At 40.8% G+C, this 15095-nt stretch carries 13 protein-coding genes; 3 read left to right on the top strand and 10 right to left on the bottom strand.

Going from position 1 to position 15095, the window contains the following annotated elements:
* Position 1 precedes the first annotated feature (1 nt).
* The 8 genes from AW165_RS06375 to AW165_RS06340 form a co-directional block, all read right to left on the bottom strand.
* A complete protein-coding gene (locus AW165_RS06375; RefSeq protein ID WP_002114935.1) occupies positions 2 to 793 on the bottom strand; it encodes a helix-turn-helix domain-containing protein in 792 nt (263 codons plus the stop codon).
* On the bottom strand, positions 784 to 1584 hold the full coding sequence (gene pilW / locus AW165_RS06370) for a type IV pilus biogenesis/stability protein PilW (RefSeq protein ID WP_212823832.1): 801 nt from the start codon (positions 1582 to 1584) through the stop codon (positions 784 to 786). The genes AW165_RS06375 and pilW overlap by 10 nt, the downstream gene beginning before the upstream one ends.
* Before the next feature lie 14 nt (positions 1585 to 1598).
* Complete coding sequence (gene rlmN, locus AW165_RS06365) at positions 1599 to 2834, bottom strand: 23S rRNA (adenine(2503)-C(2))-methyltransferase RlmN (protein ID WP_002115097.1); 1236 nt, start codon at positions 2832 to 2834, stop codon at positions 1599 to 1601.
* 123 nt (positions 2835 to 2957) lie between these two features.
* Positions 2958 to 3389 carry a nucleoside-diphosphate kinase gene (gene ndk, locus AW165_RS06360; protein WP_000963851.1) on the bottom strand — a complete coding sequence of 144 codons (432 nt, stop codon included), beginning with the start codon at positions 3387 to 3389 and terminating at the stop codon, positions 2958 to 2960.
* A gap of 113 nt (positions 3390 to 3502) precedes the next feature.
* Positions 3503 to 3703: a Fe-S cluster assembly protein IscX gene (gene iscX / locus AW165_RS06355; RefSeq protein ID WP_004698764.1), complete on the bottom strand. Its 201-nt coding sequence runs from the start codon at positions 3701 to 3703 to the stop codon at positions 3503 to 3505.
* Between the two features lie 99 nt (positions 3704 to 3802).
* A complete protein-coding gene (locus AW165_RS06350; protein ID WP_005066176.1) occupies positions 3803 to 4354 on the bottom strand; it encodes a phosphatase PAP2 family protein in 552 nt (183 codons plus the stop codon).
* Between the two features lie 24 nt (positions 4355 to 4378).
* The gene (locus tag AW165_RS06345) at positions 4379 to 5668 is read right to left on the bottom strand and encodes a glycosyltransferase family 4 protein (RefSeq protein ID WP_081410560.1); all 1290 of its coding nucleotides are present in this window, start codon (positions 5666 to 5668) and stop codon (positions 4379 to 4381) included.
* Between the two features lie 137 nt (positions 5669 to 5805).
* Positions 5806 to 7989: a carboxy terminal-processing peptidase gene (locus AW165_RS06340; RefSeq protein WP_017385731.1), complete on the bottom strand. Its 2184-nt coding sequence runs from the start codon at positions 7987 to 7989 to the stop codon at positions 5806 to 5808.
* Positions 7990 to 8181: 192 nt separating this feature from the next.
* On the opposite strand from AW165_RS06340, the gene nagZ reads away from it, so the two are divergent.
* Together nagZ and AW165_RS06330 are read left to right on the top strand one after the other, a co-directional pair.
* A complete protein-coding gene (gene nagZ, locus AW165_RS06335) occupies positions 8182 to 9201 on the top strand; it encodes a beta-N-acetylhexosaminidase (RefSeq protein WP_060465265.1) in 1020 nt (339 codons plus the stop codon).
* 371 nt (positions 9202 to 9572) lie between these two features.
* The gene (locus AW165_RS06330; RefSeq protein ID WP_060465264.1) at positions 9573 to 10415 is read left to right on the top strand and encodes a class I SAM-dependent methyltransferase; all 843 of its coding nucleotides are present in this window, start codon (positions 9573 to 9575) and stop codon (positions 10413 to 10415) included.
* Between the two features lie 55 nt (positions 10416 to 10470).
* Here AW165_RS06330 and AW165_RS06325 read toward each other — a convergent pair whose 3' ends face one another.
* Positions 10471 to 11784, bottom strand: coding sequence for an alpha/beta fold hydrolase (locus tag AW165_RS06325; RefSeq protein WP_060465263.1), 1314 nt, complete (start codon positions 11782 to 11784; stop codon positions 10471 to 10473).
* Positions 11785 to 12083: 299 nt separating this feature from the next.
* Here AW165_RS06325 and AW165_RS06320 point away from each other — a divergent pair, with 299 nt between their 5' ends.
* A complete protein-coding gene (locus tag AW165_RS06320) occupies positions 12084 to 13349 on the top strand; it encodes a glutamate-5-semialdehyde dehydrogenase (RefSeq protein ID WP_060465262.1) in 1266 nt (421 codons plus the stop codon).
* 67 nt (positions 13350 to 13416) lie between these two features.
* On the opposite strand, the gene AW165_RS06315 is transcribed toward AW165_RS06320, so the two are convergent.
* On the bottom strand, positions 13417 to 15045 hold the full coding sequence (locus AW165_RS06315; RefSeq protein ID WP_060465261.1) for an NADP-dependent glyceraldehyde-3-phosphate dehydrogenase: 1629 nt from the start codon (positions 15043 to 15045) through the stop codon (positions 13417 to 13419).
* Between the last annotated feature and the right edge of the window lie 50 nt (positions 15046 to 15095).

Below are 15095 nucleotides of genomic sequence, written 5' to 3'. Positions count from 1 at the left end.
ATTAGCGGGATAAACGGAATTCTGCTTTACCGTTTACCGTATATGGAGACAATGAAATCTGTTCTTGGTTTAGACTTAATGACACAGCCGTTGCATCATCAAGACGAATCTGGAATGGAGACTCACCAGTTAAGTTTAAAGTTGATGACTGGCGACCTGTCGCCAAAACTTTACCTGTTGCATCAACAATATGAACAGAAGTTGGTCGGTTAAAGTTTAACACCAATTGGTCACCCACGGTTGAGGTTGTAGCCCCTTGCATAGGTAAAACTTCAACATTCGATTGATTTACTTTAGGTAAATCAGCATCTTCTTTCTTTGAAGTCCATTTTTGGACACCCATAACAAGCAATGACACAACAGCAAGAATTACAACAGCAAGAAGTGCGCGCTTTAACCATTTCTTATTACGATCACTATTAGAACCCGGGAGTTTACCCATGATTTTAATTGGCGAATTATTTAAGGCATGATTTGGTAACAGCCCAGTATCATTTGCATAAATCTCATCGAAACGCTGAATAATTGCCGTCGCGTCCGTATTCAAATATTTTGCATATGAACGGTAATAACCCTTAATGAAAGTCGCTTCCGGCAATGATTTATAGTCATCTTGCTCTAAAGCGGTCAAGGTCTTAACCGGCATATTTAAATCTGAAGAAACTTGCCCTAACTCTTTATTCTGAGCAACTCGAATTTGACGTAAATACTCACCAGGACGTTGAATATTTCCTAAAGCAGAAGTCGGTAAGCTTGAGCCAGTTGGCTGCTGTGAATTAGGATTTATTTCCATACGGCCTCAGTACTATACTGTAATTGCAAATAACGTTGATATTCTGGACTTTCCGGGAACAAAGCACGTAACTGGTTTACTAACACTTGCATTCCCATTTTATCCGCATTGGCTCGAGCCACTCTTACACCAATCCAAAGTGCTCTTGCACCCTGATTTTTCTGCCCCACTGTACGAACATATTGCTCATACATTTGTGTAGCAGCCGGAATCTGCTGCTGCAAATAAAAAATTTCCGCTAACTCTAACATTGAAATATAAGAGTCGCGGTTAGCAAGGAGTGCTTGTTTGAATGTTTTTTCAGCATTCGCAACATCACCCAATTTTAAATAAATACGCCCCAGATTTTCTAATGCCTGATAGCGTTGGTCATAACCTAATGTTGCGCCAGCAATACGAAATTGCTCAACCGCATCATTATAACGCTCCATTTGATATAAATAAGTACCATAATTATTATGTGCTTGAGCATTATCTGGTTCAGATGAAATTGCTCGTTTAAAATAATGTTCTGCTTTTTCTAAATTGGGTTTGCTACCTTCTTGCTGTAGCAAAATACCCATCATCATATTTGCAGTAGCATCGCGGCTATCTACACTTAAAGCTTGATCAAGAGCTCGTTTTGCTGAGTCCAAGTCACCCGAACGGATATGTTCAGCAGCAAGTTGTGTACGCACCTTTACCGCTTTCTCTGGGTCTTTTTTTTGCGTATGCGTTGTCTGGCAACCACCTGCCAGAAATGCAACTGCAATCCCCATACATAAGACCGTTTTTAACTTTGGAATACTCAAAGCCTGCCCTCAATTTATCCTTGTGTACGCAAAATCTCTTGTCGCTGTGTGACTTTTTTCTGCCACTGCTCAGCACGACGGGTTCTGTCAGCCACTTGACCCACTAACTGCCCACATGCAGCGTCAATATCATCACCACGCGTTTGACGAATCGTACACACAAATCCCGCATCAGACAAAGTTTTTTGGAACGAGATAATACGATTTCGGCTTGAGCGACCATATGGCGCATGCGGGAACGGGTTAAACGGAATCAAGTTAATTTTACTTGGTAAATTTTTTAATAATTTAATCATTTGCTGTGCATGTTCAGGCTGATCATTCACGCCTTCTAACATCACATATTCAATCGTCACATGTTTACGCGTACTTTCATTACCATCTTTGGCAATATAACGCTGACATGCTGCAATTAATTGAGCCAATGGATATTTTTTATTAATAGGTACTAATTCGTTACGTAATTCATCATTTGGCGCATGTAAAGAAATGGCTAAAGCCACATCAATATCTTTTGCAAGTTGATCAATTTTTGGTACAACACCTGATGTCGATAAAGTCACACGACGTTTTGACATACCATAAGCAAAGTCATCAAGCATAATCTGCATTGAGCTTAATACAGCATCATAGTTGAGCAATGGCTCACCCATGCCCATCATAACCACATTGGTCACTGAACGTTCGCGCTCGGCAACAGGCACTTCTTCCATATAAGAATAGTTTGCCATCCAGAGTTGCCCAATAATTTCATCTGGCGTTAAATCACGTTGGAAACCTTGTTTACCTGTTGAACAAAATGAGCAGTCTAATGCGCAGCCCACTTGAGAGGAAATACAAAGCGTTTTACGTAACCCAGTTTTATCTTCGGCAGGAATTAATACAGTTTCAACTAAAGAACCTGCACCCTCACCTACGCGAAACACCCACTTACGTGTACCATCTTTTGAATAATGACGGTGAACCACTTCAGGTGCTTTAATTTCACAAATCTGTTCAAGCTTCGCACGTAGTTTGCCTGAAATATTGGTCATTTCAGCAAAGTCAGTAACAAAGTATTGATGTATCCATTTCATGACCTGTCCGGCACGAAACTTCTTCTCACCAATATCTTCAAAGAATTTTTCTAACTCAGGACGAGACATGCCGAGTAAATTCACTTTATTTTCGGCAGCAGGGATTACCGGCGTGGACGAAGATTGCTGCTGTCCATCAAGATTTTCAGATGAAACGACCACTGCAGAACTCATGTGTATTTACCTAAACCATGTCAAAAAACTGAAGATATTGTTCAAGAATCAAACAATATTCTCTTAAGAGAATAAAAAAACCAGATAAGTAGTATACCACTTATCTGGTTTGAATGCTTTCGATTAACGAGTGCGTGGGCAGATCTCGTTGTCAGCAAAGAAGTAAGCAATTTCACGCTCTGCAGAAGCAACTGAGTCAGAACCGTGAGCAGCGTTTTCGTCGATGCTTACAGCAAAGTCAGCACGGATCGTACCAGGAGCAGCTTCTTTAGGGTTTGTAGCGCCTAAGATTTCACGGTGTGCAAGAACTGCATTTTCGCCTTCAAGAACAGATACTACAACTGGACCAGAAGTCATGAATGCAACTAAGTCACCAAAGAAACCACGTTCTTTATGCTCAGCATAGAAACCTTCAGCATCAGCTTGAGAAAGGTGTTTCATTTTAGTCGCAACAATTTTTAAACCCGCTTTTTCAAAACGAGCAAAAATTTCACCGATGTGGTTTTTAGACACTGCATCAGGTTTTACGATAGACAAAGTACGTTCAATAGCCATGAGTGGCTCCTTTATTTTAAGATTTAAACTTTAAAAAATTTGCCGCATTATACCGATGTCATAGGCAATAATCAGCTTTGAATGTGTAAAAGTTGCGATTTTTTCTACTGTTTTTAGCGAACTTCGTCTATCCAGGCCATCTGAATACCTTCTAGCAATCCTTCTGTCGATTTATTTGGGTCATCACTGAAGTCTGGCAATGCGCACACCCATGCATGTAAATCGGTAAAACGGATCCATTGCGGATCAACTTCTGGATGTGCTTCTGACAATTCAATGGCAATATCAATCGTATCTGTCCAACGTAAGCCCATAGCGGCTCCTATCTGTTTAATCTGCTAAATCACGAACTGTGTACTTTAGCAAATCCACAAACTTAATCGATAGCTTAAGCTGATAAAAATTACCGATACTTATAAAGCGATGTTCAATAATGGCGCCACAAAAATAATCGTAGCCGCGACCGCTGCACCAATTAGCGCACCAACAATCACATCACTTGGATAATGAAGGCCCAGTACCATCCGAGACAAAGCGACAAGCACCATAAATGGGAACATGGCAGCAAGCAAAACTGGCTGGATGTAACCCAATACAATTGTCACCATGACCGCATGAAGCGTGTGACCTGATGGAAAACTAAAGTGATCAAGCGGTCTTTCACCAAGTACAATTACCTGATGCACCTGATAAGGACGTGGTCGCGTTGTTTTGTGTTTTAAAAATTTATAGATTGCTGTGCCAACAGAACCACCTAATAACAAGTAGATGATTTGCAAGCTATAGTTAATGCCTTGCATACCCCACACGATTGCCAACATTAGATACCAAAATGGACCATCTCCAACACGACTGATAATTTTGAAAAAAAGGGCAACACGCTGTGAGTGAGAGAAATTATTCAGATATAAACAGCCTCTCAAATCTAAATCGAGTATTTTTATTTTTGCATTCTTAAATTTCATGGTCATTCTCCTATCTTAGGATACTTAGGTGAAGTCCAACGAGGGCTCCTTCACTACCTGATAAAATGCCTGCTCCAATTGCTGAACCGGAAGTTGCCAACCGCTTTGCTGTACTTTATGACAGGCTTGTACGCCCATTTCTCTAAGTTGTTGTACTGAAGGAAGCTGATAAATTTGTTGTATAAAGTGGTTTTTTTGTCCAAGTGGGCTTAACCAGCCATTCACACCATGTGTTAAGTATTGATGTGCACATGCATAATCATACGCTATAACTGGTAAACCGCTTGCCATTGCCTCTAAAACTACGTTACCAAACGTTTCAACTTGACTCGCAAATACGAATACATCTGCACTCGCATAGGCAGCCGCCAAATCTTGACCTCTCAGACTTCCGGTAAAGATAACACCCTTCGCTTCAGGTAGTGACTTTAAACGAGCAAAATCTGGGCCATCTCCTACAATAACCAATTTAGTTTTATTTGGCTGAATGGTTTGTAGGTTCGCATAACTTTCAATAATTACTTGCACTTCTTTTTCGGGAGACAAACGCCCCACATAAAGCATAACGCGAGTATTCTCATCAGCATCCCATTGTTTTCGCAAATTTTCAGAGCGATGCTTCGGTGAAAATCTGGTCGTATCTACGCCACGCCCAACGACAACCAGTGGACAAGTAATACCAAAACCGCGTAATGCTTCTTGAGTATCTTTACTCGGCACACAGGTCACTTGAGTGTTATTGTGAAACCAGCACAGGTATTTTTGAATCGGTTTGACTAAAAAAGCCAAATCGAAGAAACGACTAAAGTCTTGAAATGGCGAATGAAAGCCGCTCGAAACAGGAATAGCTTTTGCCTTAGCAGCCTGCATGGCGGTTAAACCTAACGGCCCTTCAGTCACGATGTGCACAACATCTGGCACAAACTTTTCAAAAGCTTTCGATACTTTTAAATATTGTGGCCAACCAAATTGTAAAGTTGGATATTTTGGAATCGCCTGCGACATCACCAGACATTCTTGCTCTGGCATAAAGTCATGACATTTCGCTTTTTGCTCGGGGCGAATCAGTAAAATCTTATGCCCCTGTTTTTGTAAACCTTGACATAACTGTAATAATGATAGTGCCACACCATTGATTTCGGGTGGCCAAGTTTCCGTTACAATCGCAATTTTTAAACGTGGACGCACCAAATCATGCAATGAATGTGCATTAGATAGCTGCTGCTTTTGTTTAAAAAAGAATTGGAAGCTTTCAGGAAGTTGCTGTTGTTTTAATAGTGCTGTCGCATATGAACTTTGCATAGCGCCATCCATCAATGTATTTATTTTCATGCTTAAAGATTAAGCAGTTTTTTTGACATTTTGATGATAAATGCATGACAGTTTACTGACATGAAAAATAAAAAAAGCACACTGATGACAGCATGCTTTTTCTTAAATTCTAGTAACTCTTAGCGATTTTGCAATTTTGCATAATCCATGAGTACATTAGCAGCTTCAGTCACAAAAGTTTCTTCTTCTGGTAACGCTGGACGTTGCGATGCTTTCATTTTAGCGCGAGATTCAGCTAGAGCATCTAATGAAGCTTGATAGCTTTCCCAGTTTGCAAAAGGCTTTTGACCCGTTGCAGCACGGCGTTCATTTTCTGCATCTAAAGTTTGTTTCTCTAAGCCAAGTAATTCAGCACGGCGCTTATCAATATCAAGTACTACTTGTTTTTGATCACTCGTCACCTTAGCAATCGCAGTACGTTTATTTAGATATTTAAACTGAGCGTCATTGCCAACACGTTGTTCAGAGAATTGGGACAACTTTGTCACATAAGGCTGAACAGAACCTTCACGTTTAAATGGTGCAGTAGGAATTGTGTCCCACTTCAACGCATTCTTCGATTTACGCTCACCAAACTCTTCGTTATAGATATCGACGAGTTTAATGTCTGGCACTACACCTTTATTTTGTGTGCTACCACCAGTAATACGATAGAACTTACGCTGAGTTAAAGTCGCTTGACCATATGCAAGAGTATCAAGTTGTACCTGAGCTGTACCCTTACCAGTGGTTGTACTACCAATAATAATACCGCGCTCATAATCTTGAATTGCAGCAGAGTAAATCTCACTTGCCGATGCAGATGCCAAGTTCACCAATACCGCGAGTGGGCCTGTATAGATTTGCTGGCCGCCATCGTTATCTTCAAACACGCTTACGTTGCCATTGCCATCACGAATTTGTACTACCGGGCCAGACTTAATCACCTGCCCCAACATACGTGCAACTTCTTCTAATGAGCCACCTGGGTCATTACGTAAGTCAATAATAATACCTTCTACTTTCTTCGCTTTTAGTGCTTCGAAAGCATTTGCAGTATCTTCAGAAACTGAACGGTATTGTTGACCCGCACGACGTGAACGATAGTCAAAATAGAATGATGGAATTTCAATTACGCCCAACACATGCTTTTTGCCATCACGTGTCACTTCAACTGTGCGCGAACGAACACCAGCATCTTCTTCTTGAATAACATCACGTACTAAAGTCACATTACGTGCCTGACTCATTGATGCACCAGCACCAAGAAGTTTTAATGTGACTTTTGTTCCGCGTTTACCACGAATAAGCCCAACAATTTCAGAACTTGTCCAACCGATTACATCAACCATTTTCTCGCCTTCTTGGGCGACACCAATGATTCGATCTCCTGATTTCACTTGGCCAGACTTACTTGCAGGACCACCCTCTACAATGGTTTCAATCTTGGTGTAATCTTCGTTGCCACGTTCTGGACGAATCGACACACCAATACCTTCAAGTTGCAAGGTAGTTTGGCGATTCAGTTCGATCGCATCAATTGGCGGGTAATAGTTACTATGTGGATCATAGGTCGCCAACATTGCATTTAATGTTTTGTCCAAGACGTCATCGCTTTTCACACGACTAATTCTTTCAAGCTGACGCGTATAACGTTTAGTTAACGTTTGAGCTGGCGTTAAATCTTCTGGGCCAGTTAAGTCCTGACCATCAGCAAGTGAAGGATTTTCTTTAAGCGCTTTTTGTTTCGCCTGCTCTTCTTCACGGCTAATCGTTAAATTAATTAACTGAGAAACCAGCATTTTACGCCAGTGATTTTGTTGCTCAGCAGTCGTTTTAAAATACGGCGCTTTTTCACGATCAACTTCAATATAACTATTAGGCTGCTTTAAATTTTGCTGTTGTTTTAACTCAGCTAACATGAACTCATAAAATTGTTTTAAGCGTTCACGATATTGCTGATGAATTGCAAACGGTCCAGTTAAATTCCCCGCTTTTAATGAAGCACCAAAATTTGAACCATATAGTTTTTTATAATTTTGAACTTCAGAATCTAGAAATAATGAGTGATCTGGATCAAGGCTATCTAAATACATATCCAGAATACGATTTGATGTGGTCGCATCCAGACGCATATTTAAATAATGTTGACGATCAACTAAAGTTGCCAGTTGGCGAGCCACCAAAGCCTGTTCTTGCGTTGGCTGGATTGATTGAGAAACCGCAGCAGTATTGGTTGCCGCTCTCGCTTCATTCATCGTATGAGAGAAGAATAAACCGCCAGTCGCGATCGCTACTGCACAAGCTATAGTTTGAAGTTTCATAAATTTTTAATACTTCCTTGGGTGTTCCTATCTTACACGCTCTGTTTTCGATATGAACTAAGCAGATTCAAAATCTTAACCAACTAAATTGTTTATACCGTGTAGTTTTATCATATTCTGTACTGACAAAATGTAGCAAAACATTGCAAAATTCGCTTATTGTTTTTCAATCAAAATTCAAATGGAACCAATATGATTGGCGCATTGATGCTGGACATCGCCGGCACAGAACTTACTCAAGAAGATATTGAACTATTACGCGCTCCGCAAGTCGGTGGCATGATTTTATTTGCACGAAATATTGAATCTCCACAACAAGTACGTGCTTTAACCGACCATATGCGTCAAATTCGCCCAGATATTTTGATTGCTGTTGACCAAGAAGGTGGCCGAGTTCAACGCCTAAGATCAGGTTTTACCTTATTACCAGCCATGGGCCGTTTTGGGGATTTATATTTAACTCAACCTCAAAAAGCACTTGAGCTGGCTGAACAGTGCGGTTGGTTAATGGCAACAGAAGTTCTTGCAGTCGGCATCGATTTTAGCTTTGCACCAGTTTTAGATCTTAATGCAATTAGTGACGTGATTGGCGACCGTGGCTTCTCTAAAAATATTGAAGATATTGCCCCACTTGCAGGCGCATTTATGCAAGGTATGAAAAAAGCCGGCATGGCAAATACAGGCAAGCACTTCCCGGGTCACGGTTCAGTAAAAGCTGACTCTCATGTTGCTGCTGCAATCGACAGTCGTAGCTATGACGAAATTTACAACCATGATATGCAAAGCTTCATTAAGCTTATGCCTCAGCTAGATGCACTCATGCCTGCACATGTGATTTATGATCAAGTTGATCCAAATCCAGCAGGTTTTTCACCTTTCTGGATTCAAGAAGTTCTACGCAAGCGTTTGAAGTTTGATGGTGTACTTTTCTCTGATGACTTAAGCATGCAGGCTGCATGTGTAGCAGGTGGCGCAGATGCTCGTATTCAGGCTGCTCTAGCGGCTGGGTGTGACATGGGGCTGGTATGTAATGACCGTAGTGCAGCCTGTACAGCGCTCGAAGGTATTACAAACTTAGCACTGCCAAATCAACAGCGTTTAGAACGCATGCGTGGCCAAATTCCACAAACTCAGATCGGTGAAACTTTATCGCTTGGAAATGAGTGGCAAGCTGTCAAAACAGCCATTGAAGAGTTTAAAAATTCGTTTTAAGTTAGTAAAAATTTTAATTGGCTACAAAAACCTATTCACTATCTGATACGCGGTTAAGTCATACGCAACCTGAGCAATGCAAAAGCGTTAGCGCTTTCGCATTGCGCAAGACAAACGAAGTGCGTAGCATTTACTCAAGCATAGCTTTCGTTTTACGGTACGGCAAAGATAATTAATCTTTGCTATTCGGACCTCAGTTGGAGTTACTTTTCCCGAAAGAAAAGTAACTCCAACTGAAAGTTCATCCCAAAATGCTAACCTAATTGACAGGACTCCGTCATGCAGGTTCATTCAACATCAATGCAGTAAAAATTCTTCATTTTTATAAATAATGAAGATCACACAAAAACAATAAACCGAGTTCAGGACGAATGACACAACAACTTTCAAAACACCGCCACATCTCTTTTACAGCCCACTATACAGGCTACATCTGGTATCAAATGGGGATCTCACACGAAGTATTTGCCACAACCAAAGGCAAATCACTGGCATATTTGGTTCATCCGATAGAATCATGGGCAGAGAAATATGTCGGCGGTAGCATGCGTACGACGCTCAAACAACGCCACACCATGCTTGATCATCATTTAGAACAACTCATTCAAGAAAACCCTGATTTACAAGTTTTAGAAATAGCATGTGGCTTGTCGCCACGTGGCTGGTGGTTTAGACAACATTACCCTTCTATTACCTATCGGGAGCTTGATTTGCCCGATATGGCACAAACCAAACAAAATGCGTTACAGCAAATTGAAAACAATGCACCTGAAGTTTTATCAGTTGATTTATTTACCGAAGCTTTTGCACAAGCATTTGAAGTATTTGACCCGAACCGCCCACTGGTTGTGATTAGTGAAGGTTTAATTAATTATTTTGATAAAGATTTATTAAAACAGCTGATTCAATCGATTGCTCACTATGGCGCTTCTTTTAAAAATTTTCATTATTTAACTGATCTCTACCCTGAACCAGTTAAAAACAAACTTGCCAGCATCATCTGGAATAGTAGTAAATTATTGAAATTAATGTCTCGAAGCTCGTTTAGTTTTCACTTCAAAAGTCCCAAAGAAGTTGAAGACTTTTTTAAAGATACAGAGTTCGATCAAGTTAGCGTGGAACAACCACAAATTTTCTTTGGACAAGCTTCTCAAGATAGTCATGAGCAACATTTAGGTGACTTGGTCTGGACTATTCACGCGCAAATAAAATAACCAATATAAAAAATGGAAGCTCGACATCAACGAGCTTCCATCTATAACTATATTATTAAGCTGCTTGTTTTTGACGAGCAATAAAACGGCTTAAACGATCAGCAAGTTCGAAACTACCATGTTTAAATAAAGCTCGAATACCTTGCTCTGTACTTTCAAAAATTAAGCACTCAATTGCAAAGCTACCCTCTTCATCTTCTAAATGTAGTGCCAAATCACGTGGATGGTCATTCACAAAATCAAGCTGCGAAACATCATCCATTTTTAAATACATACCGAAGAATGTGACATCAACAATCGTTATAGAAACCTGCACATCAAACTCTCGGTGAGTAAGTTGCGTATTTGGCTGCAAAACTCGAACTCGCTCTTCTCCACGGCGCTCCATGTTTTTCATTTGTTCACGTGTCATAGGAATAATGCCATCCAAATTTTGGATAGATTCACCTTTTAAAAATGAAGTGAACAAACTCATGGTTTCTTTACGGCGCTGGAGCTGTGGCACATGGTCAGCGTTTGCAATAAGTGCAAATTCCATGTCTGGGCATTGCAAAGCAAAGTTCGCATTTTCATGAGGCAGAGTAAAACTATCGTACTGCCCTGCTGCAACTAGGGTTTTACACTCTGGAATGGGTACATCAGTTAACCGCAAAAGACGATTACAGTTAATTTCATAACGTTCTCGCTCAGTACCCGTAAACTCAGCCATTTGCCTAAAAAATAATTTTTTAGCTGTTGGTGACATGCGGGTTTTATCTAATTTTGCATGATTAACTAAATATAAAATTACAGCTTGCCCAAACTCTTCCATGCGGTTTTCTTGCATGAGCTTGAGCGACTCTTCCAAAATCATTCGCCAACTTTTTCGGGTCTTTTGCATAACCCCCATTAAAATCATGCGATCCATTAATTCTGGACGGTGATAAGCAAAGCAAGAAGCAATCACTGACCCCAAAGACATTCCCATCACAGAAACTTTTTGTAGTCCCACAATATCTAACCAGCGTCCCAACATTTTAGACAAATCAGGTAGCTCTAAAGTACCTGCTGATACTCCTGTGTCCCGATTGGTAATTTGCTGATTTGCGCCCATAGAAGGTAAATCAATTAAAATAACCGGACCACTTTCAAACAATTGTTCAACACAATATTTATAAGAATTAAAATTCTGGAAAGCACCACCAACAATCACAATCGGTGTTTTGTGAATCGTTTTAGGATCGGCAATTGCCATATATTCAATTTTCCAACCGTCAATCCATGTTGTACGAGCAGGTTGTTTAAAACTATCTCTATGGTAGATATCGAAAAAGCCAAAACCGGCATAAGCTTGGTTGATCTCCGAATCCATTTGAATAATGGAATTCATATCCTTGCTTCCTCCTTGCTGTAATTTTTTTATGCTGCAAGAGTTCCTTCTTGAACACGTAATCTTTTATGCACAAAACTTTAAAATTTGTATTAGTTTGTATTGCACAATAACATTCTAAACAATTGTCTGAAATATACGCAATCGCTGAAATGACCGCTCATCTTGTTTAAGTCGCTAATAGTTTGCAAAATATTTAAATGTTTTTTTATGGCGGTCACATTTTTCAAAAAAAGCCATTCATTGTTCCGCATTTGACTGCTACTATCTTACTCATTGGTAAATGATTAAAAAATGCTATGCAAGATTCAATTGAACAATATATGCAAAAAGTTGGGCAACAAGCACGTGAGGCCTCACGCGTCTTAACAAGTGCTTCTACCTCACTAAAAAATCATGCACTCTCTGCTATTTATACTGCTTTAGAAAATAATCAAGCAGCAATCTTGGCGGCGAATCAAATCGACATGGATAAAGGTCGTAGCAACCAGCTCGACAGTGCCTTACTTGATCGTCTTGAGCTTACGCCCGCACGCTTTAAAGGGATGTTGCAAGGTTTAAAAGATGTGATCGCGCTTGTCGATCCAATTGGGGAAATTACGGATCTTGCATATCGCCCCACAGGTATTCAAATTGGAAAAATGCGTGTGCCTCTAGGCGTAGTGGGTATGATTTACGAATCACGTCCGAACGTTACCCTTGAAGCTGCATCTTTAGCGATTAAATCAGGCAATGCCATTATTTTACGCGGTGGTTCAGAAGCACTCGAGTCAAATAAAGCAATCGCAGAAGCAATTAAGCATGGTTTAAAAGTTGCCGGTTTACCTGAGCATTCAGTACAAGTCATTGAAACTTCTGACCGTGCAGCTGTTGGTCATCTCATCACGATGGCTGAATATGTAGATGTAATCGTTCCACGTGGCGGTAAAAGCTTAATTGAGCGCGTAACCAACGAAGCGCGTATTCCTGTCATTAAACATCTTGATGGTAACTGTCATGTGTTTGTAGAAGCTCAAGCAGACTTGCAAAAAGCATTGCCAATTACATTGAATGCCAAAACACATCGTTACGGTGTTTGTAATGCGATGGAAACACTGCTTGTTGATGAAAAAATTGCAGACGTTTTCTTACCACGGATTGCAGAACTCTATGCTGAAAAACAAGTTGAGTTGCGCGGTTGCCCAGAAACACGCCGTATTTTGGGTGCCTCTGTAAAACCTGCAACAGAAGACGATTGGTATACCGAATATTTAGGGCCAATTCTTGCTGTTAAAGTGGTTAGCGGTATTGATGAAGCAATTGACCATATTAACAAATATGGTTCACATCACACCGATGCAATTGTGACTGAAAACTATACTTTGGCTCGTCAGTTCTTGGCTCGTGTAGATTCAAGTTCAGTCGTGATTAATGCATCAACTCGTTTTGCTGATGGTTTTGAATATGGCTTAGGGGCAGAAATTGGTATCTCTACAGATAAAATCCATGCCCGCGGTCCTGTTGGCTTAGAAGGCTTAACTTCTCAAAAATGGATTGTGTTAGGTGATGGTCAAATTCGCCAATAATTAATCTATGAGTTCAAACAAAAACGCCTGATCAATATCAGGCGTTTTTTATTATTCAAGTTATTAACTAGAAAATAAAGTCGGTATTCACGAATTTAGAATAGTGCTCAGACACCATAGAGGCCAACATGCCTTTGCTATCATCTGTTTGTTTAGCAGCAATCATAGAACGGATAGAGAACGCTCGTAGAGCATCATGCACAGACAGTGTACCTTCCGCGGAATCTTTACGACCACCGAACGGGAATACATCAGGGCCACGCTGACATTGACAATTGATGTTTACACGACAGACTTGATGAACCAGCGGATCAACTAAATGGCCAATTTGCTCATGGTCACTACCAAAAATACTCACCTGCTGACCATGATCAGAAGTAGTAACATAATCCAAGACAGTTTCAATATCATCATAAACAGTAACTGGCACAACTGGACCGAACTGTTCTTCACGATACAGCCTCATCCCTTCAGTCACTGGATAAACTACGGCTGGATAGAACATGGTTTTGCAGAACTCACCACCTTCCGGATTAACCACTTTTGCACCTTTAGCCACGGCATCTTCAATGACATCAGTCATGTAGGCTGTACGATGCATACCTGGTAGCGGCGTAATAAATACACCTTTTTCCCACGGCATACCCACTTTAAGTTTGGCCAGTTCAGCCGTTAGGCGGTTAACAAATTCATCGGCTATCGAGCGATGTACCATCAGCATTTTGAGCGCGGTACAACGCTGACCATTAAACGACAGTGCACCCAGCAGACACTCTTTCACTGTTAAATCCAAATCGGCATCTGGCAGAATAATGGCTGCATTCTTCGCATCCAGCCCCAAAATCGCACGCAGACGGTGAGATTTAGGATGTTGCTTCTTCAAGTGATCAGCCACTTTACTAGAGCCAATCAGTGCCAGCACATTAATTTGCCCAGATGCCAGTAGATGGGGGACCACTAGAGAGCCTGGTGCATAAATCGTATTGATCACACCTTTTGGAAATGAATCACGGAACGCTTCTAGTAACGGTTCAAACAACAAAGTCCCAAATTGAGGTGGTTTAAAAATAATGGTATTACCCATCAGCATGGCTGGGATCAGAGTCGCAAAGGTTTCGTTCAGTGGGTAATTGTATGGTCCCATACACAACACTACGCCTAATGGAGTACGACGGATTTGACCAATCGTACCTTCAGCCATGACAAAGCGGGAGTTGGCATTATCCAAATCTTTCAGGGCATCAATCGTTTGACGCATGTAGGTAATCGTACGGTCAAATTCTTTCTCTGAATCCGCCAAGCTTTTACCAATTTCCCACATGATCAGCTTAATAATTAGATCTCGCTGTTCCACCATGCGCTGAATAAAATTTTGCATACAGGCAATGCGCTCACCAACCTTCATCATGGGCCATTCGCCACGACCATTATTGTAAGCCCTTACCGCTGCTTCTAGTGCTTCATCGCTTTCTTTTTCACCCATGACTGGATAACTACCAAGTTCAACTTGCTGTAGGCTACCGTCAGGCTGCTGAATCCAGATTGGAGATAATGTTTTCTTGGTTGCACCAGCCCATAGCTTCAACTCACCATCCACGAGTGAGACACGCTGATGAATTTGGGAGGGCAGACGCACACTTTCGGGAATACTGTCCACTACTGGGAATTTAAGCTGTAGATTATTTAACTGATTCATTCTTCTTAATACCTTATTATTCGTATGTCTTTTATATGTTCCCGAACTCG

This window comes from Acinetobacter sp. LMB-5 (genome assembly GCF_001541635.1).
Taxonomy (GTDB): Bacteria; Pseudomonadota; Gammaproteobacteria; order Pseudomonadales; family Moraxellaceae; genus Acinetobacter; species Acinetobacter pittii.
The sequence above is the reverse complement of the archived record's forward strand: the minus strand, read 5'-3'. Positions and strand labels throughout refer to the sequence as shown.